Origin of the sequence: Pseudomonas sp. EMN2, assembly GCF_009650555.1 — a bacterium.
Lineage (GTDB): Bacteria > Pseudomonadota > Gammaproteobacteria > Pseudomonadales > Pseudomonadaceae > Aquipseudomonas > Aquipseudomonas sichuanensis.
Window position 1 is genome coordinate 54,083 of record NZ_VZZR01000030.1, and the last position, 25,439, is coordinate 79,521.

A 25,439-nucleotide genomic window follows, 5' to 3' on the forward strand; every position below is an offset into this window, starting at 1 on the left:
GTGTGTGAGAAGCCAACCCCTGATTCTTGCCTTGGCCGTGTTTGGCCTGGCCGGGTGTGCCAGTGATCCGGTGCCCCATGAACAACTGCGCCTCACCGAACAGGCGCTGCAGCAGGCCAAGGCGGTCGGCGCCACCGAGCAGGTGCCGGAGTTCAAGCTGGCCGAAGACAAGCTGGCCCGTGCCAAGGCCAATATGGCCAGCGAAAGCTACCGTGATGCGCGCATGCGTGCCGAGCAGGCCGAGCTTGATGCACGCCTGGCCGAGGCCCTTGTGCTGACGCAAAAAAGCGAAGAGCAGTTGCAGCTGTTGCAGATGCGGGTCAAGCGCCTGCGCAAGCAGCTGGAGGTGCAGCCATGAGCCGCCTCAAGCCAATGGCCGCGCTGACCTTGCTGGCACTGGTCGGGTTGCAGGGGTGTGCCAGCCAGCGCAGCGAATCGGCGCTGGATGACGCCACCGTTGCGTTCCAGAAGGTCAAGGATGACTCAGCTGTACTGCGCAGTGCGCCGCGTGACGTGATCCGCGCCGGTGAGTCGCTGGGTCGGGCAGAGCGCCTGGCCGGCTATATCGGTACTGGCAGCGATGTGCGTCATTACGCCTATCTGAGCCAGCGTTACAGTCAGATCGCTACCGAGCACGCCAAGCTGGCCACGAATCAGGAGCGCTTGACCAAGCTTGATCTCGAGCGCCAGCGCCTGCAGTTGGCCTTGCGTGAGGCCAAGCTGGCCAGCGTTCAGCAGCAGGGCAAGTTCGTCGAGGCGCAGATTGCTGCGTTGGCCTCTGAGCAGACCGACCGAGGCCTGGTGATGACCCTGGGCGATGTGCTGTTCGACACCGGCCAGGCAGAGCTCAAGAGCTCGGCCAGCCGCACCGTGCTCAAGCTGGTGCAGTTCCTCCAGCTCAACCCGCGCCGTGTGGTGCGGATCGAGGGCTACACCGACAGCACCGGCACACCCGAGGACAACCTCAAGCTGTCGCGCGATCGTGCTCAGTCGGTGGCCGACATGCTGGTTGACCTGGGTATCGACGAGAAGCGAATCGAAGTCGAGGGTTATGGCGACCAGTATCCGGTCGAGGCCAACGCCTCGGAGCGGGGCAGGGCGCAGAATCGCCGGGTCGAGATCGTTTTCTCCGATGACAAGGGCAAGCTCGCTCCAGCGCGCTGAGCCAGCTCCCACAGGGTCGCGATGCGGCCCTGTATTCCCTGCGTTCGTCGACGCGCGGCTGTTGTTGTTCATCTTGTAGCTGTCACGCAACTGTATTGTTGACTATCCTGCGATCTGTCCCAGTACACTTTGCAACTGTTACGGTATTCTGGCTCAGCTGTGAGTCGCACAAGAACAACGATCCCGTCCGCGCTTCGAGAACACGCCATGACCAACCTGCTGTTGTACCAGCGCATCGCCCAGCAACTGGCCGATGACATCCGCCGTGGTGTCTATCAGCCTGGTGAGCGGGTGCCTTCGGTGCGCAAGATGAGCGCCCAGCTCAACGTCAGTCATGCCACCGTGCTGCAGGCGTATGCCAATCTCGAGGACCAGGGTCTCATTCGTGCGCGGCCGCAGTCGGGCTACTATGTGCACCAGACGCCGGCCCTTACTGCGCTGACGCCGGATATCGCCCGGGTCGAACGCCCCGGGCTGGTTACTCGCGCCAGCATCATCCAGCAGGTCTTGACCGAAGCGCGGCGCGACGGCGTGTTCCCCTTCGGTGCGGCGGTGCCCCATGTCGATTACCTGCCGGTGCGTGCCCTGCACCAGCAGATCGCCAAGGTGACCCGCTTCCACAGCCCGCGTGCCTTCAGCTACATGTTCAGCCCTGGCTTCGAACCGCTGCGCAGGCAGATTGCCATTCGCATGCGTGATGCCGGCGTGCTGGTTGACCCGCGCGAAGTGGTGGTGACCCATGGTTGTGTCGATGCGTTGCAGATGTCGTTGCGGGTGCTGACGCGTCCGGGTGACCTGATCGCCGCCGAGTCGCCAACCTACTATGGTTTGCTGCAGCTGGCCGATTTGCTGGGGTTGAAGGTGATCGAGATTCCCAGCGATCCCTCCACCGGTATCAGCCTTGAAGCGTTGCAGCTGGCTGCCAATCAGTGGGCGATCAAGGCATTGGTGCTGACTGCGCGCTTGAGCAACCCGTTGGGTGGCACCATCCCCGAAGAGCGACAGAAGCAGTTGCTGCGCCTGGCCTCGGACTTCGATATTCAGATCGTCGAGGATGACATCTATGGCGAGCTGATGTTCGAGCAGGGGCGGACCAAGGCGCTCAAGGCCTTCGACCGCCTCGATCGGGTGATCTACTGTTCGAGCTTCTCAAAGACGCTGTCGCCGGGGGTTCGGGTCGGCTGGATGATCGCCGGCCGTTATCAGGACGAGATCCAGCGCCTGCAGACCTTCACCACGCACTCGGCCTGCAGCGTGACGCAGATGGGGGTGGCGGCCTACCTGGAAAATGGCGGCTACGACCGCCACCTGCGTTACATCCGTCAGGAGTATCGCAAGAACCTCAGTGCCTACCAGTTGGCGGTGCAGCAGCATTTCCCGGAGGGCACGCAGATGACCCGGCCGACAGGCGGTTTTATCCTGTGGGTCAGCCTGCCTGGGCGGGTCAATACGCAAGAGTTGCACGTGCGTGCGCTGGAGCAGGGCATCAGCATTGCGCCGGGGCTGATCTTCAGCAATACCGAGCAATTCAACCACTGCATCCGCCTCAACTGCGGTATTCCATGGAACAAGGAAGCCGAGCGAGCGGTAATGACCCTGGGCTTGCTGGCTCAGCAACTGTGCCGGGAGTCGGCTGGTTCGCTCATGTAGGCTTGTCAGAAGAGCGGGGAACAGGGAGCATACGCGTTTTCCCAGCCTGCTCCCGGTATTCATGAACGCGCTTCGCCCTCTGGCACTGATTCTGTCCTTATCCTTACCCTGGTATTCGGGGGGCTTGGCGCACGCCGCGCAGCCGCCGGCCAAGGAGCAGGTACAGCAGGGCAAGGCTGCCAAGCCGGTGAGCAAGGAGGCGGCGAAACCTGCTGCCAAAGCGCCAGCCAAGTCGGCGGTCAAGCCCAAGCCCAAGCAGAAGTCTGTCACTCGCAGCAAGGGCGTGAGCAAGGTGGCCAGTCAACCTGTGCCCGCCGCGAAGCTTGACCTCAGTCTGCCGACCGACATGGTCAAGCACCTCAAGCCGGACATTGGCGATGCGCCGTCGCCCCGCAAGCCATTGCTGCCTTCCATGTTCAGCGGAAAACCGGTCACCGATGACAGCCCGTTCCAGCTCAATGGCCGGCTGATCAGCAATGAAATGCAGCTGCAGCTGCGCAACGACAGCCGTCGCGATGTAGAGGGCGCGGCCATCGAATTCGAATTCCGCAACTGACTGCCGGGTCACTGGTGATTTCATCGGCTCGGCAATTTCAAACGTATGTTTGAGCGGTTAGTATCCAGGGATGTTCGTCCCGCTTTGCTCCTGGGAGTCCTGTTGTCATGAAATGCCGTGAGGGCTGCGGTGCCTGCTGCATCGCCCCGTCCATCAGTTCAGCCATCCCGGGCATGCCGCAAGGCAAGCCGGCTGGCGAGCGCTGCCTGCACCTGTCCGCCGACAACCTTTGTGCCCTGTTCGGCAAGCCCGAACGGCCGAAGGTGTGTGGTGGCTTCAAGGCAGAGGTGGATGTCTGCGGCAGTGATCGTGACGAAGCCATTCGCATCATTGGTTGGCTGGAGCAAATGACGGCGGCGTGACTGTGCGGATCTTCTACAACAAGGAACAAGATAATGAGATCGTTCAAGCGTGTTGCTGTGTTGTGTGGCCTGAGTGTGCTGTTGGCGCCGGCAGCCTGGGCTGAAAGCTGGCAGGTGGCCAAGGACGAGGACGGCATCAAGGTGTCGCTGAGCGAAGTGCCGGGCTCAAAGTACAAGGCTTACCGTGGTGTAACGCTGATCAAGGCACCGCTGGCCAAGGTCAGGGCGCTGCAGGAGGACGTGGCCGGGGCCTGTGCCTGGGTGCATGAGTGCAAATCGCAGAAACTGCTCAAGCATGAAGGTGACCAGAGCTGGACCTACACCCAGTTCAATACGCCGTGGCCGGTGACTCCGCGTGACTCGGTATTGCATATCACCACGGTCCAGGGGAGCGACGGCAGCTTGACTCGCACCCTCGAAGAGCAGCCCAAGTACCTGCCGGAAGAAAGCGGCTATGTGCGTGTTGCCCAGGTGCAAGGTTTCTGGAAGCTGGTGCCCAAGGGTGACAGTACCGAAGTGACCTACCAGGTGCACACCGAGCCAGGTGGCAGCGTGCCGTCGTGGCTGGCCAACAAGTTCGTGGTGGATGCGCCGTTCAATACCCTCAAAGGGCTGCGCGAAAGGGCCGAGAAGCCCTGAGCGCCTGTGTACCGCTGAATCGCAACGAAAAAGGCCGCCCCGAGGGGCGGCCTTTTTTGCGTTCGGCTCGGAAGGCTTACTTGCGGTCCTTCAGCTCGACGATGTCGCGCTTCTCGTAGCCGGTGTACAGCTGGCGCGGGCGGCCAATCTTGTACGGGCTGGAGAGCATTTCCTTCCAGTGCGAGATCCAGCCCACGGTACGTGCCAGGGCGAAGATCACGGTGAACATGCTGGTCGGGATGCCGATGGCCTTGAGGATGATGCCCGAGTAGAAGTCCACGTTCGGGTACAGCGAGCGCTCGACGAAGTACGGATCGGTCAGGGCAATCTCTTCCAGGCGCATGGCCAGTTCGAGTTGCGGATCGTTCTTGATGCCGAGTTCGCTGAGGACTTCGTCGCAGGTCTTCTTCATCACGGTGGCGCGCGGGTCGCGGTTCTTGTACACGCGGTGACCGAAGCCCATGAGCTTGAACGGATCGTTCTTGTCCTTGGCCTTGGCGATGTACTTGTCGATGTTCGAGACATCGCCAATTTCATCGAGCATGGTCAGTACGGCTTCGTTCGCACCGCCGTGGGCCGGGCCCCACAGTGCGGCGATGCCGGCAGCGATACAGGCGAACGGGTTGGCACCCGAGGAGCCTGCCAGGCGCACGGTGGAGGTGGAGGCGTTCTGCTCGTGGTCGGCGTGGAGGATGAAGATCCGGTCCATGGCCTTGGCCAGCGTCGGGCTGATCGGTTTGATCTCGCACGGCGTGTTGAACATCATGTGCAGGAAGTTTTCCGCGTACGACAGGTCGTTGCGCGGGTACATCATGGGCTGGCCCATGGAGTACTTGTAAACCATCGCGGCCAGGGTCGGCATCTTGGCGACCAGGCGCACCGCGGAGATTTCGCGGTGTTGCGGGTTATTGATGTCCAGCGAGTCGTGATAGAACGCCGACAGGGCGCCGACCACGCCGCACATCACCGCCATCGGGTGGGCGTCGCGACGGAAGCCGTTGAAGAACGACTTCAGCTGTTCGTGAACCATGGTGTGGTTCTTGACGGTGCTGACGAACTGGGCCTTCTGCTCGGCATTCGGCAGTTCGCCGTTGAGCAGCAGGTAGCAGGTTTCGAGGTAGTCCGATTGTTCGGCCAGTTGCTCGATCGGGTAGCCGCGGTGCAGCAGCACGCCCTTGTCACCATCGATGTAGGTGATCTTCGACTCGCACGAAGCGGTCGCCATGAAGCCGGGGTCGAAGGTGAAGTGGCCGGATGCCCCCAACCCGCGGACGTCGATAACATCAGGACCAACGGTGCCGGTTAAAATGGGCAGCTCGACGGGGGCATTGCCCTCGATGACCAACTGCGCTTTTTTGTCAGCCATGTGGCCTCCTATTAATGCTTGAAATCATCAGACAGACCCCCCACGCAGGGCCCGCACCACTATAGAGGGATAAATTCGAATGTCAATTTGCCTAAAGGCTGGTTGAAACGCCCTCTGAGGCCTGATTTTTCACGAAATTCTCGCCCGTTTACGCCTTTTGTTCACTAAAGGCAATGCGCTATTCGGGCGAGTCCCTTGCGTTGTCATAAGCAGCCTAACTGTCTATACTCGGCAGCCGACTCCCAGAGGCTTTCAAGCCTGCCCTGCTGGGTGTCGTGCTCTCCTGGGTGGTGGGTACCTGACCAGTACACTTACCAACAACTTTGCCCTGTTCGCTAGGGGCTCTTCAGTGTGAAAAAAGCCGTGAAAAGCCAACGACCTGTAAACCTAGACCTAAGGACCATCAAACTCCCGATCACCGCATACACGTCCATTCTTCACCGTATTTCCGGCGTCATCCTGTTCCTCGGCATTGCCATCATGCTGTACGCATTGGGCAATTCGCTGGGTTCCGAGGAAGGCTTTGCCGAGGTGAAGGCGTGTCTGACCAGTCCGCTGGCCAAACTGGTGACCTGGGGCCTGCTGTCCGGCCTGCTGTACCACCTCGTCGCAGGTGTGCGCCACCTGATCATGGACATGGGTGTCGGTGAGACGCTGGAAGGCGGCAAGCTGGGCTCGAAAATCGTGATCGTCATCTCCGTGGTGCTGATCGTTCTGGCAGGAGTTTGGGTATGGTAACTAACGTCACGAACCTCTCGCGTTCGGGCCTCTACGACTGGATGGCGCAGCGCGTCTCGGCGGTCGTTCTCGCGGCTTATTTCATCTTCCTGATCGGCTACCTCGCCGTTCACCCAGGGATCGACTATGCCCAGTGGCACGGTCTGTTCACCAACAACGCGATGCGCATCTTCAGTCTGCTGGCACTCGTCGCTCTGGGCGCTCACGCCTGGGTCGGCATGTGGACCATTGCCACCGACTACCTGACGCCGATGGCGTTCGGCAAGTCGGCGACTGCGATCCGTTTCCTGTTCCAGGCTGTATGCGGCGTTGCGATGTTCGCGTACTTCGTCTGGGGTGTGCAGATTCTCTGGGGTATCTGATTCATGGCTAACATTCCAACCATTTCGTTCGACGCCATCATCATCGGTGGCGGCGGCGCAGGCATGCGCGCAGCGCTGCAACTGGCTCAAGGCGGCCACAAGACTGCCGTAGTCACCAAGGTGTTCCCGACCCGTTCGCACACCGTTTCCGCCCAGGGCGGCATCACCTGCGCCATCGCTTCGGCCGACCCGAACGACGACTGGCGCTGGCACATGTACGACACCGTCAAGGGCTCCGACTACATCGGTGACCAGGACGCGATCGAATACATGTGTCAGGAAGGCCCGGCTGCGGTCTTCGAACTGGACCACATGGGTCTGCCGTTCTCGCGTACCGAAACCGGCCGCATCTATCAGCGTCCGTTCGGTGGCCAGTCCAAGGACTTCGGTAAGGGTGGCCAGGCCGCCCGTACCTGCGCAGCTTCCGACCGTACCGGTCACGCGCTGCTGCACACCCTGTACCAGGGCAACCTGAAGGCAGGCACCACCTTCCTTAATGAGTACTACGCCGTAGACCTGGTGAAGAACCAGGACGGCGCATTCGTCGGTGTGATCGCGATCTGCATCGAAACCGGCGAAACCATGTACATCAAGTCCAAGGCCACCGTGCTGGCCACTGGCGGTGCGGGCCGTATCTACGCCTCCACCACCAACGCCCTGATCAACACCGGCGACGGTATCGGCATGGCCCTGCGTGCCGGTGTGCCGGTGCAGGACATCGAGATGTGGCAGTTCCACCCGACCGGTATTGCCGGCGCCGGTGTACTGGTTACCGAAGGCTGCCGTGGTGAAGGTGGCTACCTGATCAACGCCCACGGCGAGCGCTTCATGGAGCGTTACGCGCCGAACGCGAAGGACCTGGCTGGCCGCGACGTGGTTGCCCGTTCCATGGTCAAAGAGATCATCGCCGGCAACGGCGTGGGCCCGAACAAGGACCACGTACTGCTGAAGCTGGACCACCTGGGTGAGGAAGTGCTGCACAGCCGCCTGCCTGGTATCTGCGAGCTGTCCAAGACCTTCGCCCACGTCGACCCAGTGGTCGCGCCGGTGCCGGTCATCCCGACCTGCCACTACATGATGGGTGGTGTTGCCACCAACATTCATGGTCAGGCCATCACCATGGACGCCGAAGGCAAGGACCACATCATTCCAGGCCTGTTCGCCGTAGGCGAAGTGGCGTGCGTATCGGTTCACGGTGCCAACCGCCTGGGCGGCAACTCGCTGCTCGACCTGGTGGTGTTCGGCCGTGCTGCCGGCCTGCACCTGGAAAAAGCCCTGAGCGATGGTGTCGAGTACCGTGACGCCAGCGACACCGACGTCGACGTTGCCCTGAACCGCCTGAGCAAGCTCAACGAGCGCACCACCGGTGAAGACGTTGCCAGCCTGAAGCGCGAGCTGCAGAGCTGCATGCAGAACTACTTCGGTGTATTCCGTACCGGCGAATACATGCAGAAGGGTATCGAGCAGTTGGCCGGTCTGCGTGACCGCATCGCCAACGTCAAGATCAACGACAAGTCCCAGGCCTTCAACACCGCGCGTATCGAAGCGCTGGAGCTGCAGAACCTGCTGGAAGTTGCCGAAGCTACCGCCATTGCGGCCGAAGCCCGTAAAGAGTCCCGCGGCGCGCACGCCCGTGAAGACTTCGAAGACCGTGACGACGAAAACTGGCTGTGCCACACCCTGTACTACCCGGGTGAGAAGCGCGTTGCCAAGCGTGGCGTCAACTTTGCGCCGAAGACCGTTCCGGCCTTCGAGCCAAAAATCCGGACTTACTAAGGGTGGCTGCTATGTTGAAAGTCGAAGTTTACCGCTACAACCCCGACACCGACTCGGCACCCAAGATGGAGTCGTTCGACGTCGATACCGGCGGCAAGGACCTGATGGTTCTGGACGTGCTGGCACTGATCAAGGAAAAGGACGAGGGCTTCTCGTACCGTCGCTCCTGCCGTGAAGGCGTGTGCGGTTCCGATGGCATGAACATGAACGGCAAGAACGGCCTGGCCTGCATCACCCCGCTGTCGGGCGTGGTCAAGGGCAACAAGCTGGTCCTGCGTCCGCTGCCAGGCCTGCCGGTCATTCGTGACCTGGTGGTCGATATGAGCATCTTCTACAAGCAGTACGAGAAGGTGAAGCCATTCCTGCAGAACGACACCCCGGCTCCGGCCATCGAGCGTCTGCAGTCGCCGGAAGAGCGTGACAAGCTGGACGGTCTGTACGAGTGCATCCTGTGCGCCTGCTGCTCGACCTCCTGCCCATCGTTCTGGTGGAACCCGGACAAGTTCCTGGGCCCCGCCGCACTGCTGCAGGCCTACCGTTTCCTGGCCGACAGCCGCGACACCAAGACTCAGGAGCGCCTGGCGTCCCTGGATGACCCGTTCAGCGTATTCCGCTGCCGCGGGATCATGAACTGCGTGAACGTTTGCCCGAAGGGTCTGAACCCGACCAAGGCAATCGGCCACGTACGTAACATGCTGCTGCAAAGCGGCACCTGATTCAAAGCGTTGTACCAGCAGTAAGCCGAGGTGCGGGTGGTGAGCCCGCACTGAGGTAAAACTCGGGCAAGGGCCCACAAAGCCCGCGCCCATTACCTATGAAGATATGAGACCAGCAGGGGCTTTCCGGGCTGGTACCCGGAAAATCAGCAAGATCCAAGTGGCGTGGTTCAGTCGCTGTGTTCGGACTTTTCCAGGTTTGCTGTGGCTCTCGCCGATCAGTCCCCTAACCGAGGGTGACCAAGCATGCAAGAAAGCGTGATGCAGCGCATGTGGGATAGCGCCCACCTTTCAGGTGGTAACGCTGCATATGTGGAAGAGCTTTATGAGCTCTACCTGCACGACCCTAACGCTGTGCCAGAAGAGTGGCGCACTTACTTCCAGAAGTTGCCCGCCGACGGCAGCACCGCTACCGATGTATCGCACTCGACAATCCGCGACCATTTCGTATTGCTGGCAAAGAACCAGCGCCGCGCCCAACCGGTTTCCGCCGGGAGCGTGAGCTCAGAACACGAGAAGAAGCAGGTTGAAGTGCTGCGACTGATCCAGGCCTATCGTATGCGCGGCCATCAGGCTGCCAAGCTCGACCCGTTGGGGTTGTGGCAGCGTCCTGCGCCCGTAGACCTGTCGATCAATCACTACGGCTTGACCAATGCCGATCTTGATACGACCTTCCGTGCCGGCGACCTGTTCTTCGGCAAAGAGGAAGCGAGCCTACGCGAAATCTTCGAAGCGCTGCAGAAGACATATTGTCGCACCATTGGCGCCGAGTTCACCCACATCGTCGATTCCGAGCAGCGCAGCTGGTTCCAGCAGCGTCTGGAAAGCGTGCGTGGCCGTCCAGAATTCTCCGCCGACGTGCAGGCACACCTGCTCGAGCGCGTCACGGCCGGTGAGGGCCTGGAGAAGTACCTGGGCACCAAGTACCCAGGCACCAAGCGCTTCGGCCTGGAAGGCGGCGAAAGCCTGATCCCGATGCTCGACGAGATGATCCAGCGTTCCGGCTCGTACGGCACCAAGGAAGTCGTGATCGGCATGGCCCACCGTGGCCGCCTGAACGTGCTCGTCAACACCTTCGGCAAGAACCCGCGCGAGCTGTTCGACGAGTTCGAAGGCAAGAAGATGAACGAGCTGGGCTCCGGTGACGTGAAGTATCACCAGGGCTTCTCCTCCAACGTGATGACCCCGGGTGGCGAAGTTCACCTGGCCATGGCGTTCAACCCTTCCCACCTGGAAATCGTCTCGCCAGTGGTGGAAGGTTCGGTGCGTGCCCGTCAGGACCGTCGCAATGACACGGTCGGTGACAAGGTGCTGCCGATCTCGATTCACGGTGACGCCGCATTCGCCGGCCAAGGCGTGGTGCTGGAAACCTTCCAGATGTCGCAGACCCGCGGTTTCAAGACCGGCGGTACCGTGCACATCGTGATCAACAACCAGGTTGGTTTCACCATCAGCAACCCGCTGGACTCGCGTTCCACCGAGTACTGCACCGACGTCGCCAAGATGATCCAGGCGCCGATCCTGCACGTGAACGGTGATGACCCGGAAGCCGTGCTGTTCGTGACCCAGCTGGCCATTGACTACCGCATGCAGTTCAAGCGTGACGTGGTCATCGACCTGGTCTGCTACCGTCGTCGCGGCCACAACGAGGCTGACGAGCCGAACGGCACCCAGCCGCTGATGTACCAGCAGATCACCAAGCAGCGCACCACCCGCGAGCTGTATGCCGATCAGCTGATCAGCGCCGGCCGTATCGACGCCGAGCGTGCTCAGGCCAAGATCGACGAATACCGCAACGCCCTGGACAACGGCCTGCACGTGGTCAAGAGCCTGGTCAAGGAGCCGAACCGCGAGCTGTTCGTCGACTGGCGCCCATACCTGGGCCATGCCTGGACCGCGCGTCACGACACCCGATTCGACCTCAAGACCCTGCAGGATCTGTCGGCCAAGCTGCTCGAGCTGCCGGAAGGCTTCGTCGTCCAGCGTCAGGTATCGAAGATCTACGAAGACCGTCAGAAGATGCAGGCCGGTGGCTTGCCGATCAACTGGGGTTATGCAGAGACCATGGCCTACGCCACCCTGCAGTTCGAAGGTCACCCGATCCGCATGACCGGCCAGGACATCGGCCGTGGCACCTTCTCGCACCGTCACGCGGTGCTGCACAACCAGAAGGACGCCAGCACCTACGTACCGCTGCAGAACCTGTTCCCGGGCCAGCCGAAGTTCGAGCTGTACGACTCCTTCCTCTCGGAAGAAGCAGTACTGGCCTTCGAATACGGCTACTCGACCACCACGCCGAACGCGCTGGTGATCTGGGAGGCCCAGTTCGGCGACTTCGCCAACGGTGCGCAAGTGGTGATCGACCAGTTCATCACCAGCGGTGAGCACAAGTGGGGCCGCCTGTGCGGTCTGACCATGCTGCTGCCACACGGTTATGAAGGGCAGGGCCCGGAGCACTCCTCCGCGCGTCTGGAGCGTTACCTGCAGCTGTGCGCCGAGCACAACATCCAGGTCTGCGTACCGACCACCCCGGCACAGATCTACCACCTGCTGCGTCGCCAGGTCATCCGTCCGCTGCGCAAGCCGCTGATCGTCCTGACGCCGAAGTCGCTGCTGCGCCACAAGCTGGCCATCTCGACCTTGGAAGACCTGGCAGAAGGCTCGTTCCAGACCGTGATCCCGGAAATCGACAGCCTCGATCCGGCCAAGGTCGAACGCCTGATCCTGTGCAGCGGCAAGGTCTACTACGACCTGCTGGAAAAACGCCGTGCCGAAGGCCGCGAAGACATCGCCATCGTGCGTATCGAGCAGCTGTATCCGTTCCCTGAGGACGACCTGATCGAAATCCTCGCGCCTTACACCAACCTCAAGCATGCAGTGTGGTGTCAGGAAGAGCCGATGAACCAGGGCGCCTGGTACAGCAGCCAGCACCACATGCGCCGTATCCTGGGCCGCCACAACAAGGCACTGGTCCTGGAATACGCCGGCCGCGACGCTTCTGCCGCGCCAGCCTGTGGTTACGCTTCGAAGCACGCCGAACAGCAGGAAAAACTGCTGCAAGACGCCTTCACTGTCTAACGCCTTCGCGCACCTGAAACCGAATTTAAGGAAACACAGATAATGGCTATCGAGATCAAAGCCCCAACCTTCCCGGAATCGGTTGCCGATGGCACCGTTGCCACCTGGCACAAGCAGCCGGGCGACGCCGTCAAGCGTGACGAGCTGATCGTCGACATCGAGACCGACAAGGTCGTCCTGGAAGTGCTGGCCACCGCCGACGGCGTGCTGGGCGCCATCGTCAAGGGCGAGGGCGACACCGTCCTGTCCGACGAAGTGCTGGGTTCGATCGTTGAAGGCGGCGCTGCTGCCGCTGCACCTGCCGCCGCCGCTGCCCCGGCTGCCGCTCCGGCTGCCGCTGCCGCCGACGCTGGCGAAGACGACCCGGTCGCCGCTCCAGCCGCGCGCAAGCTGGCTGAAGAGAACGGCATCGACCTGGCTACCGTTGCCGGCACCGGCAAAGGCGGCCGCATCACCAAGGAAGATGTGGTTGCTGCCGTTGCCAACAAGAAGTCGGCACCTGCCGCCGCTCCGGCTGCCAAGCCTGCTGCCGCTGCCGCCGCTGTCGTGGTTGCCGCTGGTGACCGCACCGAGAAGCGCGTGCCGATGACCCGCCTGCGCGCCAAGATCGCCGAGCGTCTGGTCGAAGCCCAGTCGAACATGGCCATGCTGACCACCTTCAACGAAGTCGACATGACCGAAGTCATGGCCCTGCGTTCGAAGTACAAGGACCTGTTCGAGAAGACCCACAACGGCGTACGCCTGGGCTTCATGTCGTTCTTCGTCAAGGCCGCTACCGAAGCGCTGAAGCGCTTCCCGGCAGTCAACGCCTCGATCGACGGCAACGACATCGTCTACCACGGCTTTGCTGACGTCGGCGTTGCCGTCTCCAGCGACCGCGGTCTGGTGGTTCCGGTTCTGCGTAACGCCGAGTCGATGAGCCTGGCAGAAATCGAGAACGGCATCGCCACCTTCGGCAAGAAAGCCCGTGACGGCAAACTGTCGATCGAAGAGATGACCGGCGGTACCTTCACCATCACCAACGGTGGTACCTTCGGCTCGATGATGTCGACTCCGATCGTCAACCCGCCGCAGGCTGCCATTCTCGGCATGCACAACATCATCCAGCGTCCGATGGCCGTCAACGGCCAGGTGGTAATCCGCCCGATGATGTACCTGGCGCTGTCCTACGATCACCGCCTGATCGACGGCAAGGAAGCGGTAACCTTCCTGGTGACCATCAAGAACCTGCTGGAAGATCCGTCTCGCCTGCTGCTGGACATCTAATCGCGCAGCTGCAAGCCGCAAGCCGCAAGCTTCAAGTAGAAGCCTGCGGGTCTTGCAGCTTGCAGCTTGCCGCTTGAAGCTAAAAAGGAATCTTTTATGACCCAGAAATTCGACGTAGTGGTGATTGGTGCAGGTCCTGGCGGCTATGTTGCCGCCATCAAGGCTGCCCAACTCGGTCTGAAGACTGCCTGTATCGAGAAGTACACCGACGCCGAGGGCAAGCTGGCCCTGGGCGGCACCTGCCTGAACGTAGGTTGCATTCCTTCCAAGGCGCTGCTGGACAGCTCCTGGAAGTACAAGGAAGCCAAAGAAAGCTTCAACGTCCACGGTATCTCCACTGGCGAAGTGAAGATGGACGTTGCCGCGATGGTTGGCCGCAAGGCCGGTATCGTCAAGAACCTGACCGGCGGTGTTGCCACCCTGTTCAAGGCCAACGGCGTTACTTCGATCCAGGGCCACGGCAAACTGCTGGCTGGCAAAAAAGTCGAAGTCACCAAGGCTGACGGCACCACCGAAGTCATCGAAGCCGAGAACGTGATCCTGGCTTCCGGCTCGCGTCCGATCGACATTCCGCCGGCTCCGGTCGACCAGAACGTCATCGTCGACTCCACCGGCGCCCTGGAATTCCAGACCGTTCCGAAGCGCCTGGGCGTTATCGGTGCCGGCGTAATCGGCCTGGAGCTGGGCTCGGTCTGGGCTCGCCTGGGTGCTGAAGTCACCGTGCTGGAAGCCCTGGACACCTTCCTGATGGCTGCCGACACCGCCGTGTCGAAAGAAGCCCAGAAGACCCTGACCAAGCAAGGCCTGGACATCAAGCTGGGCGCTCGCGTCACCGGCTCGAAAGTCAACGGCAACGAAGTCGAAGTGACCTACACCAACGCCGAAGGCGAGCAGAAGATCACCTTCGACAAGCTGATCGTCGCGGTCGGCCGTCGCCCTGTGACCACCGACCTGCTGGCCGCCGACAGCGGCGTGACCATCGACGAACGTGGCTACATCTTCGTCGACGATCACTGCGCCACCAGCGTACCGGGCGTGTTCGCCATCGGTGACGTGGTTCGCGGCATGATGCTGGCCCACAAGGCCTCGGAAGAGGGCATCATGGTCGTCGAGCGCATCAAGGGCCACAAAGCCCAGATGAACTACGACCTGATCCCGTCGGTTATCTACACCCACCCGGAAATCGCGTGGGTCGGCAAGACCGAACAGGCGTTGAAAGCCGAAGGCGTTGAGGTTAACGTGGGCACCTTCCCGTTCGCGGCCAGCGGCCGTGCGATGGCAGCCAACGACACCGGTGGTTTCGTCAAGGTCATCGCCGATGCCAAGACCGACCGCGTACTGGGTGTGCACGTGATCGGCCCGTCCGCTGCCGAGCTGGTTCAGCAGGGCGCGATCGCAATGGAATTCGGCACCAGTGCCGAGGATCTGGGCATGATGGTCTTCAGCCATCCAACCCTGTCCGAAGCGCTGCATGAAGCAGCGCTGGCAGTGAATGGCGGTGCCATTCACGTCGCCAACCGTAAGAAGCGTTAATTATAAGAAACCACGGCGGGCTGCCCGTCGTGGGTCTTGCGTGCAAGACTCACCGCGGAACGTCCGCCGGACCGGATCACACGGGAAAACCCGGGGTCAACGGTCACAGGTGGTGCGGCGCCAGTAATGGCGCAGCGCCGAAGCGCAGTACCTAACGAAGACGGTAAAAAGCATGAATCTTCACGAGTATCAGGGTAAGCAGCTGTTCGCTGAATACGGCCTGCCAGTTTCCAAGGGTTTCGCAGTCGACACCCCTGAAGCTGCAGCAGAAGCCTGCGACAAGATCGGCGGTTCCGAGTGGGTTGTAAAAGCCCAGGTTCACGCGGGTGGTCGCGGTAAAGCGGGCGGCGTCAAGCTGGTTCGCAGCAAAGAGGACGCCAAGGCGTTCGCTGCCCAGTGGCTGGGCAAGCGTCTGGTGACCTACCAGACCGACGCCAACGGTCAGCCAGTGACCAAGATCCTGGTCGAATCCTGCACTGACATCGCCAAAGAGCTGTACCTGGGCGCTGTAGTCGATCGCTCGAGCCGCCGCATCGTGTTCATGGCTTCCACCGAAGGTGGCGTGGACATCGAGAAGGTCGCTCACGAAACTCCTGAGAAGATCATCAAGGCGACTATCGATCCGCTGGTCGGCGCTCAGCCGTTCCAGGGTCGTGAACTGGCATTCCAGCTGGGTCTGGAAGGCAAGCAAGTTGCACAGTTCGCCAAGATTTTCGTAGGCCTGGCCAAGCTGTTCAAAGAACACGACCTGGCCCTGCTGGAAGTCAACCCGCTGGTCATCAAGGCCGACGGCGACCTGCACTGCCTGGATGCGAAGATCAACATCGACGCAAACGCCATGTACCGTCAGCCTAAGCTGAAAACCTTCCACGACCCGTCCCAGGACGATCCTCGTGAAGCCCACGCAGCCAGCTTCGAGCTGAACTACGTCGCGCTGGAAGGCAACATCGGCTGCATGGTCAACGGTGCCGGCCTGGCCATGGGTACCATGGACATCGTCAACCTGCACGGCGGCAAGCCAGCCAACTTCCTCGACGTTGGCGGCGGTGCCACCAAAGAGCGCGTTACCGAAGCGTTCAAGATCATTCTGTCCGACAGCAATGTCGCGGCCGTTCTGGTCAACATCTTCGGCGGCATCGTTCGCTGCGACATGATTGCCGAAGGCATCATCGGTGCAGTGAAAGAAGTCGGCGTTAAAGTTCCGGTCGTCGTTCGCCTCGAAGGCAACAACGCTGAACTGGGCGCTAAAGTACTGGCAGAAAGCGGTTTGAACATCATTGCGGCAACCAGCCTGACCGACGCTGCTCAACAAGTTGTAAAAGCTGCGGAGGGCAAGTAATGAGCGTCCTGATCAATAAAGACACCAAAGTCATCTGCCAGGGCTTCACCGGCTCGCAGGGTACTTTCCACTCCGAACAAGCCATCGCCTACGGCACCAAGATGGTCGGCGGCGTTACCCCGGGCAAGGGTGGCACCACCCACCTGGGCCTGCCGGTGTTCAACACCGTCAAGGAAGCTGTTGAAGCCACCGGCGCTGACGCTTCGGTGATCTACGTTCCGGCTCCGTTCTGCAAAGACTCGATCCTGGAAGCCGCTTTCGGTGGCATCAAGCTGATCGTCTGCATCACCGAGGGTATCCCTACCCTCGACATGCTGGACGCCAAGGTCAAGTGCGACGAGCTGGGCGTTACCCTGATCGGCCCTAACTGCCCAGGTGTGATCACCCCGGGCGAGTGCAAGATCGGCATCATGCCAGGCCACATCCACCTGCCAGGCAAGGTCGGTATCGTGTCGCGTTCCGGCACCCTGACCTACGAAGCTGTCAAGCAGACCACCGACGCCGGCTTCGGCCAGTCGACCTGTGTCGGCATCGGCGGTGACCCGATCCCAGGCTCCAACTTCATCGACATCCTGAAGCTGTTCCAGGAAGACCCGAAGACCGAAGCGATCGTCATGATCGGTGAGATCGGCGGTTCGGCTGAAGAAGAGGCCGCGGCCTACATCAAGGCCCACGTGACCAAGCCAGTGGTTTCCTACATCGCTGGTGTGACCGCTCCTGCGGGCAAGCGCATGGGCCACGCTGGCGCCATCATTTCCGGCGGCAAGGGCACTGCGGACGAGAAGTTCGCCGCACTGCAGGACGCTGGTGTGAAAACCGTGCGTTCCCTGGCTGACATCGGCAAGGCCCTGGCCGAGCTGACTGGCTGGGAAGCCAAGAAGTAAGTAACACGTAGTACCCCCCACGCAGACAAAGGCCACCTTCGGGTGGCCTTTGTTTTTTCAGTGGGCATCTGCAACGAGCGGGCTTGCCGTGAAATCCAGCGACAGTACGTCCGGCAGAGCAGGATCAAGCTGTTTGAGCAGGCAGTAACCGATACCGGAGATTCCGGTCATCAACCCCAGTTCGGGGTAGCTGTCCTCGGTAATCGCCGGGTTAGCGAGAAAATCACGTGTGACTGCGCCCAGCCATGGGTGCGTTTTCTCCAGGGCAACGATATCGCCCTGCGCGCGATAGAAGGCTTGCAAGCACATCAAGTTGCCGAAGTCGCCATGGCACAAGCCATAGCCGCTTCCCTGGCCGTAGTTGTAGATATTGTCGAGGCAGCATTCGATATCGGCCTGTATCTCGCTCAGGAATGCGGGTGAAAGCCGCTCGCCCATACTCGAGAGCACTGCCTGCCTGGCTAGCAATATGCCCGCATCACCATGGCACCATTTGCTCATGCTCTGCGAGGTGCGGCATTCACGCAGGTCGAGCCAGCAGCCATTCTGCTTTAGGGTGTTCTCGGCGCGGACGTACTGCTCGACCCGAGCGATGATCTGGTTGTCCTGTGTCGCTTCATAGGCCTTGCAAAGCGCAAGCACCGCGCCAGAAATGCCATGCGCCAGGCCGCTGAGTGTGGGGGAGCCGTCGCGATTTTGCAGTGCGCCGTTTGCGGTTGGTTGCAGTGCATCGCAGATGTGTTGCACGCGTAGCCTGATCGCCCGTTCGAGTTGCGCCTGCGGCGCATGCCTGTGGAGTGCGCTGAGCAGGCTGAGAGTACCGCAGCTGCCGGCTATAAGGTCGCTTTCGCAGCTCTCGGTAGGTGGCGCGCATAGGGCCGTGGTCAATGCAGACAGCTGTTGGTCATAGGCGTCGGTCGGCGCCAGTATCTTGCGGTGCCAGATAAGGTAGAGATAGCCACCGAGCCCCTGAAAGGCGCTGAGGTTACTGTCGCTGTCGAAGTGACGTTGTGTTTGCGCGACAGAGCGGATGATCCGATCGGTTGTGTCCAGGTAGGCAGGGTTGGCCGTGATGCGGTAAAGCCCCAGGTAGAACAGCCCTATGCCAGCCATGCCGGAATACAGGTCGTTGTTCATCACCGTCAGGTAGGGCTTGAGCGTGGTGTGATTGGTCTTGAATGCCAACCAGCGCAGGCCGCCGTCGTCGCCCTCGATTACCAATTGTTGCAGGCGCTTGGCGATGGCTTGGGCGCCGAGCAGTGCTTCCCCGGGAAGCATTGCGAATGCCTGGTTTGCGTTATGCGCCATGTTCATCGGCCAATCGCTGACAGCGCCAGGTGCCAGGCATTTAACCAGTACGGCACGCTGCAGGTTTCTGCTGGCTGGGGAGAAGCCAAGCAGCTTGTTGCGGCACGCTTGCAAAGGGCTTTGTTCAAGTGTGAGAAGCGCATCCGTGTTTGTTGAAGGCCTGAACGATGCATCCCCGATCTGCAGCGTGAAGCGCGGAATGTTCAGGCTTCGGAGTTCATCCACCTCTGTCCTGAATGCTGCCTCTTTCAGTGGGTTGCCTTTGGCTTCCGACCAAAGCGTAGCAAGCAGGAGTTCGCGATCCATCCGGCTTTGCAGGAAGCGCGGGTGCAAACTCATTGCAAGAAAGTCGACGTAGCGCTGGGTGTTCTTTATCAGCAAGCGCGTGGTGAGCCCGTCGGCGTGCCGATCCAGATGCATCGCCAACTTCTGCTTGTGTTGGCTGATGGCCTCATACGCGAACTCGAAGCCTTCCAGTAGCTCTTTAAGATAGTGCCTTGCAGACAGGTCGCTGCCTGCCGCAAAGGGCTGGTGCATGACTACGGCGTCGTGGTCTGTGCTGGTCTTGCGCAGATGATAGAAGCCATTTTCGTGAACCAGTGTATTCACGCGAATGCTGAAGCGGCATTGTGGAGTCAGCCCGCTTACGTCATTTCCGACATGCTGGGCGAAAGGAACGAAGCCACTCGAGAAGACCGAATCACGCACGGTTTGCAGCGCGTCTTTCAAGGAGGCTTGCGTAGTGGTGGTATCGATGGCTGTGCCCAGCGGTGCGGTAAACAGGCATTCCAGATCAATCATCACCGGGCTGCAGCCATGGGCGATGATGTTTTCAAAGTGGAAGTCGATGCCGTTCAGGGCGTGGATAACGGCTATCTGCGCGCCGAGGCGATGATAGAACAGGGCGTAGTGCGTTGCGCTTTGGCAGCGCAGATGCAGGACTTTTTCTGTCCAGCAATGATCTGAGCACAAAAGCGACCTGGGCTCATGGGCCTGGAACCAGTCACTGCCGGTCAGGTTGCATAGCAGTGACAGCGTGGCCTGGTAAAAAGCCGACTCATTGTTGTTACGAGGCTTGTAGATCAGGGTTCTGTGAGTGGTGTTGACCTCGCAGACCGTCTGGAAATGACCGTGCGGGTCACCCAGGCCCAGCGTGATACGTTCGATCTTGCCAAGGCCATCTGAAAAGCGATCATTGAGTGGCTCATGGTCGTCCATGAAGTGCTGGACGATGCGGATCAGGTAAGCGTTGATGTCCAGCAGCGTTTGAAACAGCAGATCGAACAGTACAGGGTAATTTGCTGCAAGGGAGGCAATGACCGATCTGTCTTTCAACGCGGCCGAGAACCCAGCAAGGTCACTGAGCGCATGCTGTTGAATGCCAATATTCAGGGCATGGGTCAATGCGGCCTCGGAAATACGCCGCACGGTGTTAATGACGTAGTGCCTGATACTGCTTAGCACGCGCCGCAGGTTCAAGTGTTCAATGACGGGGAGCAGGTCTGGGTGGCGGATGAATGTCCGCCGGAAATACACATAAAAGCGTTGTTCAAACCAAAAGAATGGCGATGCATTACAAGGGGGGCTAGTGCGGAGCGTGATGTTCAACAGCTTTTGCAGCTCTCCCTCAAACGATATTTTCCTGGGCTTGAGTCGGTTATTGCCATCCATTTCCAATTCATCGCGCATGCGTTCAAGCAGTTGCGAACGGTTCAAGCCAAAATAGGCCTGTAGGTTGCTGTCATCGGGGTGCAGCAGCTTGAGGTTGGCGCTGAACAGTGCCATCGATTCTTCGTTTGGGGTAATTGCCGGTAGGGAAGGGTTATTCACATTGTGCCCTTTGACGACGTTTGCGGATTCAGCAGCGCCGGGCAACGCGTAACGCTGATTGCCCGGCTACGGCAAGGTTATGCTGCTACGCAGAGCATCGAGGTGCAGCCGCCTAACGTTTCGCACTCCAGCACAGTGGCGACGGCCATTTCGTGGTTAGCTGGTTGTACAGCCTGGTACGCAGCAAAGTCGCTTGCAATGTCGCCGGACATGTTCAGGATTTCTTCGTTCATACAGACCTCAGGTTTGTTATGCATCGGAATTGATGCACCATCAAGATAGCCAGTACTTATAAGGGATTGAAAGGGGAAGTATTTCCTTAGAACTCACATTGCATGCTTATCGCCCAGAGGAGCCTCGGTCTGCAAGCGTTCAGGTCAACGTCGCTTCAGGTTTCAGTAGGGCGGGGTATGTTCAGGATTCCTTCATTTACATGCAGTTCAGGTTTGTCATGCGCCGGAATTGATGCGTCAACCAATTAGGCGGAACTTATTGGAAATTTAATTGAGGATGTACTGCCTTGGTTTTCATGTGGCATGTCCATCTAGCAGGGCTGAGTGGCTGGAAAGCCTAGAGGTAAGTTACATATGGGCTCGCGTGCACAAAGGCCACCTTCGGCTGGCCTTTGTCGTTTACGGGTGGGTGTTTCCATCTTATTCCGCAAGTGTGCGTCGGAGATTATCTATTCATGGAGTCAGATTGACGGAATACGATACGAATCATGGACGCACTACTACGTGGGAACCCAGAGCCGCAGATACTGCTGGAGCATGTTCGTTGCACCGATATGCGCGCGCTCATTACCAAAGCGTGGCTTACATTCAAGCAACAGGTGATCGAAAAGCCTGAATCAGAACGCAGGGCACTGTTGTGCGGTGCGGTCAGCCACTTTGCTGAACGCTTGCGCCTGAATGCCCGTGAGGATGGCGCGGTACTGGATATCGCGAGGGTACACACCCGTGCCGACCATCTTTATTCAACGTCCGGATACAGTATTTGGTTTGCGCCAGCGGGCTTCAGCTATGAACTGCAGCTTTACAGCCAGGGCGAAACCCAACTGAGTGCGCCGCGCAGGGTGACAGTTACGCCTCAAGCGCCGCTGCTGGTGACAGGTGGGCTTACCGTCGTTGGTACCTGTCTCGCCGACACCGATGGGCATCTGGTATTCAGCATCAACCTGCCGATATCCGGAAGCGATATCCAGGTATTCGAACGCCAGAGCCTGTCTCGCATTGCCTGGTTCCCCGCCGATAGCGAAGTGCCTCGCTACCTGTTGCTGCTCGAAGCTTTGGAAAACATGGGCGACCCCGGGCTCGAACGGGTAGCCGGTGAGTTGCTCTATCACCACCATCCCGCGGTGCGTTGGCAGGCATTTCTACAACTGATGCGTTTTACACCTGAACACCTTGAGCATTACTGCGAAGTGCTCAATGGGCTGGCAGACCCGGGCCTGCGACAGATGCTGTCGGACTATCTCGCGAGGAAACCAGCATGAAATTGGCAACGTTCATCGAGCGCCTGGAAGGCTATGACCTGCAAACCGATCAGTTGCAGATAGGCAAGGACCTGCAGGCACTGGCGCAGAATCGTGGCCTGTTGGGGGAGTGCATGTACGAGCACATCCAGCAGCATGGCTTCAGTCGCGGGGATCAAGCCTACAACGCCTATGGCTTTGCTTTGTATGCCTCGTCGCGTTTCTCCCTGAGGATGACCATATGGCTGCCAGCGGATGCAGAGGCGGAAAGGCAAACATTCATTTATGGCTTGCCGCATACCCACGACTTCGATCTGTATGCGGTCGGTTATCAGGGCGATGGTTACCGAACCGTCAAATACCCTGTGCTCAATGCTGAGCAGGTTGACGCACACACCGCCCCATTGATAGGGGCTGCGGAAGTCGTCCAATTGAGCCCGGGTACTCTGCTGCACATGCGTGCCTTCGACGATCTGCACTATCAGCTTCCCCCCGAGCAATTCTCGGCCTCGCTGGCACTGATGATCGCCGTGCCAGAGGCCCAGCGCGCAGGACGACAAGAGTGGTGTTTTGATCGAAACCTGCAACCCATCTACTCAGGCCTCGGTTCGCAGGAGACCCATGTCTACCAGCGAATAGAGGCACTGTGGCAAGCACATCAATAACGATGTAACCCATAAAACAAAGGAATGAAACCATGAACAAACCTGCTTGGGCCCAGGCCCGCCTTTACAACGCCGGTAGCGAAATCATGCACCAGACAGGCACCGACTCGAATATCGAATGCAGTAGTGGTGGTGGCTTCTACCCTGGGGTGCGCTACAACTTCGGTAATATTCATGAGATCAAGCGTTTCTGGCAGGCGGCCAAGGCAGGTTCCGCCTCTGGTCACGCCTGATGCTCGAGCAGGGTCTTAAGGGCAAGCCGGCGCCCTCAAGACCCTGCTTGTGGTCGTGCCCAAGTCATGACCAAGGCGATGCTGATTGCGTTGGTCGCGGCGCTCGATCGATTTCATGGGCTTTCTCGCACAGACAGCGCAGATGCCTGACAGAATTCCTGCCATCACAGAGTCATCCAGACGACAAACACATACGCACATCGGACAAGCAGCACCCTTGCAGTGCGTTTAGTGGGTAAAACGGTTACCCTACGCGTTCACTCTGTGCCCGTGCCCCAAAAGGGAACGACACGCTAAACGGGTCTGGCTCATCAAGCCGGGCAACATTTCCCTCATTCATGGGGAAATTCCCTCACGAACCCCGATTTCAGCAGTGTGGTACTACCTTAAATGAAAGTGTTAAAAGGCCAGGATATCCTGGCGCTTGGCTTTATGACGTTTGCGCTTTTTGTTGGCGCCGGCAATATCATCTTCCCGCCCATCGTTGGCTTGCAGTCTGGCCCGCACGTGTGGATGGCAGCCCTGGGCTTCCTCGTCACCGCGGTAGGCCTGCCGGTCATCACCGTGGTCGCGCTGGCCAAGGTCGGCGGTGGCATGGACGCCCTGAGCAGCCCGATCGGCAAGTTCTTCGGCGGCCTGCTGGCGGCCGTGTGCTACCTGTCGGTTGGCCCACTGTTCGCCACCCCGCGTACCGCGACGGTGTCGTTCGAAGTGGGCGTGGCCCCGCTGACCGGTGAAAGCCCGCTGGCGTTGTTCATCTACAGCCTGGTGTATTTCCTCGTGGTGCTGGCTGTATCGATGTACCCGGGCAAGCTGCTCGATACCGTCGGCCGCTTCCTCGCCCCGCTGAAGATCATCGCCCTGGCCGCCCTCGGCATTGCCGCGTTCATGCTGCCGGCGGGCACCATCGGTGAAGCGCAGCCGCAATACGTTGCCGCGCCGTTTTCCCAGGGTTTCATCAACGGCTACCTGACCATGGACACTCTGGGTGCGCTGGTCTTCGGCATCGTCATCGTCAACGCCATCCGTTCGCGCGGCGTCGAGTCGCCGAAGCTGATCACCCGCTACGCCATCATCGCCGGCCTGATCGCCGGTGTGGGCCTTGCGCTGGTATACGTCAGCCTGTTCCGTCTGGGGGCGGGCAGTCATGACATCGCCGCCGACGCCACCAACGGTGCAGCCGTTCTGCATGCCTATGTGCAGCACACCTTCGGCTCCCTGGGCAGTGGTTTCCTCGCCGTGCTGATCGCCCTGGCCTGCCTGGTGACCGCGGTTGGCCTGACCTGCGCCTGCGCCGAGTACTTCAGCCAGATCCTGCCGCTGTCGTACCGCGCCCTGGTAGTGATCCTGGCGGGCTTCTCGCTGCTGATCTCCAACCTCGGCCTGACCAAGCTGATCATGTTCTCGATCCCGGTACTCACCGCGATCTACCCGCCGTGCATCGTGGTGGTGGGCTTGAGCTTCGTCAAAGAGCTGTGGAACTCGCCGGTGCGTATCCTTGCACCGGTGATGCTGGTGTCGCTGCTGTTCGGCATGGTCGATGCGATCAAGGGCAGCAGCCTCGCACACATGCTGCCGGACGCCATGGCCCACCTGCCGCTGAGCGATCAGGGCCTGGCCTGGCTGGTACCTTCGGTGATCACCCTCGGCGTTGCCGTGGCCTGTGACCGCATGCTCGGCAAGCCGCGCGAAGTGCTGGCCTGATGCGTTGAAGCCTGAGGGCTGACGCCGGCCACAAGCCGAAGGGCGTCAGCCAAGGGTGGAGACCGAAACCCGCTTCCTTGACCGGAGCGGGTTTTTTTTGCGCATGAATTACCCCTCGCCGCTTGCAGGTCGACCTAACGCAAGCGACCGGCGAGGTTGGAGCGAAGCAGCGAGTTCAGTTTTCAGACGGCAACGCAGGATCGCTGCACTTGGAAACGTCAGGATGTCCGGGAACAGGGGGGGTGTCCGCTGGGGCTGTACTGGTGTGGTGGAGAAACAGAGCAGGCTTTGTTTCTCCTGGCGGTGGTTTACCCTGCGATACACAGGATGGACGTGCAGCCTTGCGAGTTGCATTCCACGTTGGTGACCATTGCCATATCGTTGCAGTTTTCTTCAGTGGCATTGAAAGCCTGGAACTCGCTTTCGATATCGCCGGACATCTTCAGGATTTCTTCGTTCATTTTTTCACCTCTGGTTGATTGAGCACTCGTTCGAAGTGCGTCTTGAAATTAATCTTGAGGTGCAGGAGGGGTCAGGAAGAAACCATTCCATTGCAAAGCGCAGGTAATCGCTTGCCAGCGGCCTATGGCCCAGATGCCATGCCGGCTTGCAGCATTGAGCTGCGAATTCGGCTGAGAAGTGTCGGAAAATTCGATCTACTCGATAGGGTTTATCGGCAGGTCTTGAATGCTATTTCCTCGATACTGACCCAGCTCGGCACGGTGGTGCGGCGACGTACATCGGGCACGCTGCACCGTGCCAGTGATGAGGCCTGCACAGCCAAAAACAATCTTGC

Annotated in this window: 23 protein-coding genes; 19 read left to right on the forward strand and 4 right to left on the reverse strand. The window is 59.9% G+C overall.

Translation table 11 applies throughout. The features are described from left to right. The first annotated feature begins 4 nt into the window (after positions 1–4). The 6 genes from F6X61_RS10520 to F6X61_RS10545 all read left to right on the forward strand — a co-directional run bounded on the left by F6X61_RS10520 (position 5) and on the right by F6X61_RS10545 (position 4,371). On the forward strand, positions 5–358 hold the full coding sequence (locus F6X61_RS10520) for a DUF4398 domain-containing protein (RefSeq protein ID WP_153786588.1): 354 nt from the start codon (positions 5–7) through the stop codon (positions 356–358). Beyond that, on the forward strand, positions 355–1,164 hold the full coding sequence (locus tag F6X61_RS10525) for an OmpA family protein (protein WP_153786589.1): 810 nt from the start codon (positions 355–357) through the stop codon (positions 1,162–1,164). The genes F6X61_RS10520 and F6X61_RS10525 overlap by 4 nt, the downstream gene beginning before the upstream one ends. Before the next feature lie 207 nt (positions 1,165–1,371). Beyond that, positions 1,372–2,814: a PLP-dependent aminotransferase family protein gene (locus F6X61_RS10530; RefSeq protein ID WP_153786590.1), complete on the forward strand. Its 1,443-nt coding sequence runs from the start codon at positions 1,372–1,374 to the stop codon at positions 2,812–2,814. 61 nt (positions 2,815–2,875) lie between these two features. After that, complete coding sequence (locus F6X61_RS10535; RefSeq protein WP_153786591.1) at positions 2,876–3,370, forward strand: hypothetical protein; 495 nt, start codon at positions 2,876–2,878, stop codon at positions 3,368–3,370. Between the two features lie 107 nt (positions 3,371–3,477). Further along, complete coding sequence (locus tag F6X61_RS10540; RefSeq protein ID WP_153786592.1) at positions 3,478–3,732, forward strand: YkgJ family cysteine cluster protein; 255 nt, start codon at positions 3,478–3,480, stop codon at positions 3,730–3,732. Between the two features lie 33 nt (positions 3,733–3,765). Beyond that, positions 3,766–4,371 (forward strand): START domain-containing protein, encoded by a 606-nt coding sequence (locus F6X61_RS10545; protein ID WP_153786593.1) that lies wholly within the window; start codon positions 3,766–3,768, stop codon positions 4,369–4,371. 76 nt (positions 4,372–4,447) lie between these two features. Here F6X61_RS10545 and gltA read toward each other — a convergent pair whose 3' ends face one another. Further along, positions 4,448–5,737: a citrate synthase gene (gene gltA, locus F6X61_RS10550; RefSeq protein WP_110993995.1), complete on the reverse strand. Its 1,290-nt coding sequence runs from the start codon at positions 5,735–5,737 to the stop codon at positions 4,448–4,450. Positions 5,738–6,088: 351 nt separating this feature from the next. Here gltA and sdhC point away from each other — a divergent pair, with 351 nt between their 5' ends. The 9 genes from sdhC (at position 6,089) to sucD (ending at position 17,429) form a co-directional block, all read left to right on the forward strand. Beyond that, positions 6,089–6,475 carry a succinate dehydrogenase, cytochrome b556 subunit gene (gene sdhC / locus F6X61_RS10555; protein WP_110993994.1) on the forward strand — a complete coding sequence of 129 codons (387 nt, stop codon included), beginning with the start codon at positions 6,089–6,091 and terminating at the stop codon, positions 6,473–6,475. Next, positions 6,469–6,837: a succinate dehydrogenase, hydrophobic membrane anchor protein gene (gene sdhD, locus F6X61_RS10560; RefSeq protein ID WP_110993993.1), complete on the forward strand. Its 369-nt coding sequence runs from the start codon at positions 6,469–6,471 to the stop codon at positions 6,835–6,837. The genes sdhC and sdhD overlap by 7 nt, the downstream gene beginning before the upstream one ends. Before the next feature lie 3 nt (positions 6,838–6,840). Further along, positions 6,841–8,613 (forward strand): succinate dehydrogenase flavoprotein subunit, encoded by a 1,773-nt coding sequence (gene sdhA / locus F6X61_RS10565; RefSeq protein WP_110993992.1) that lies wholly within the window; start codon positions 6,841–6,843, stop codon positions 8,611–8,613. Between the two features lie 11 nt (positions 8,614–8,624). Beyond that, positions 8,625–9,329 carry a succinate dehydrogenase iron-sulfur subunit gene (locus F6X61_RS10570; protein WP_008091906.1) on the forward strand — a complete coding sequence of 235 codons (705 nt, stop codon included), beginning with the start codon at positions 8,625–8,627 and terminating at the stop codon, positions 9,327–9,329. A gap of 246 nt (positions 9,330–9,575) precedes the next feature. Beyond that, positions 9,576–12,407: a 2-oxoglutarate dehydrogenase E1 component gene (locus F6X61_RS10575; RefSeq protein ID WP_153786594.1), complete on the forward strand. Its 2,832-nt coding sequence runs from the start codon at positions 9,576–9,578 to the stop codon at positions 12,405–12,407. 42 nt (positions 12,408–12,449) lie between these two features. Then, positions 12,450–13,673 (forward strand): 2-oxoglutarate dehydrogenase complex dihydrolipoyllysine-residue succinyltransferase, encoded by a 1,224-nt coding sequence (odhB, locus tag F6X61_RS10580; RefSeq protein ID WP_153786595.1) that lies wholly within the window; start codon positions 12,450–12,452, stop codon positions 13,671–13,673. 96 nt (positions 13,674–13,769) lie between these two features. Then, positions 13,770–15,206, forward strand: a complete 1,437-nt coding sequence (gene lpdA, locus F6X61_RS10585; protein WP_012273351.1) for a dihydrolipoyl dehydrogenase — start codon at positions 13,770–13,772, stop codon at positions 15,204–15,206. Between the two features lie 172 nt (positions 15,207–15,378). Beyond that, on the forward strand, positions 15,379–16,545 hold the full coding sequence (gene sucC / locus F6X61_RS10590; RefSeq protein WP_008091914.1) for an ADP-forming succinate--CoA ligase subunit beta: 1,167 nt from the start codon (positions 15,379–15,381) through the stop codon (positions 16,543–16,545). Then, positions 16,545–17,429, forward strand: a complete 885-nt coding sequence (gene sucD / locus F6X61_RS10595; protein ID WP_003254203.1) for a succinate--CoA ligase subunit alpha — start codon at positions 16,545–16,547, stop codon at positions 17,427–17,429. Before sucC ends, sucD begins: the two co-directional genes overlap by 1 nt. A gap of 57 nt (positions 17,430–17,486) precedes the next feature. Here sucD and lanM read toward each other — a convergent pair whose 3' ends face one another. Both lanM and F6X61_RS26985 read right to left on the reverse strand, forming a co-directional pair. After that, on the reverse strand, positions 17,487–20,522 hold the full coding sequence (gene lanM / locus F6X61_RS10600; RefSeq protein WP_153786596.1) for a type 2 lanthipeptide synthetase LanM: 3,036 nt from the start codon (positions 20,520–20,522) through the stop codon (positions 17,487–17,489). Positions 20,523–20,644: 122 nt separating this feature from the next. Next, the gene (locus F6X61_RS26985) at positions 20,645–20,800 is read right to left on the reverse strand and encodes a hypothetical protein (RefSeq protein ID WP_178125802.1); all 156 of its coding nucleotides are present in this window, start codon (positions 20,798–20,800) and stop codon (positions 20,645–20,647) included. 488 nt (positions 20,801–21,288) lie between these two features. Here F6X61_RS26985 and F6X61_RS10605 point away from each other — a divergent pair, with 488 nt between their 5' ends. The 4 genes from F6X61_RS10605 to brnQ all read left to right on the forward strand — a co-directional run bounded on the left by F6X61_RS10605 (position 21,289) and on the right by brnQ (position 24,643). Then, positions 21,289–22,062, forward strand: a complete 774-nt coding sequence (locus F6X61_RS10605; RefSeq protein WP_153786597.1) for a hypothetical protein — start codon at positions 21,289–21,291, stop codon at positions 22,060–22,062. Next, positions 22,059–22,706 carry a transposase gene (locus tag F6X61_RS10610; protein WP_153786598.1) on the forward strand — a complete coding sequence of 216 codons (648 nt, stop codon included), beginning with the start codon at positions 22,059–22,061 and terminating at the stop codon, positions 22,704–22,706. The genes F6X61_RS10605 and F6X61_RS10610 overlap by 4 nt, the downstream gene beginning before the upstream one ends. Positions 22,707–22,738: 32 nt before the next feature. Beyond that, on the forward strand, positions 22,739–22,939 hold the full coding sequence (locus F6X61_RS10615) for a hypothetical protein (protein WP_153786599.1): 201 nt from the start codon (positions 22,739–22,741) through the stop codon (positions 22,937–22,939). A gap of 390 nt (positions 22,940–23,329) precedes the next feature. Beyond that, positions 23,330–24,643: a branched-chain amino acid transport system II carrier protein gene (gene brnQ, locus F6X61_RS10620; RefSeq protein ID WP_153786600.1), complete on the forward strand. Its 1,314-nt coding sequence runs from the start codon at positions 23,330–23,332 to the stop codon at positions 24,641–24,643. A gap of 308 nt (positions 24,644–24,951) precedes the next feature. Here brnQ and F6X61_RS10625 read toward each other — a convergent pair whose 3' ends face one another. Next, on the reverse strand, positions 24,952–25,104 hold the full coding sequence (locus F6X61_RS10625; RefSeq protein ID WP_153786601.1) for a hypothetical protein: 153 nt from the start codon (positions 25,102–25,104) through the stop codon (positions 24,952–24,954). Positions 25,105–25,439: the final 335 nt, after the last annotated feature.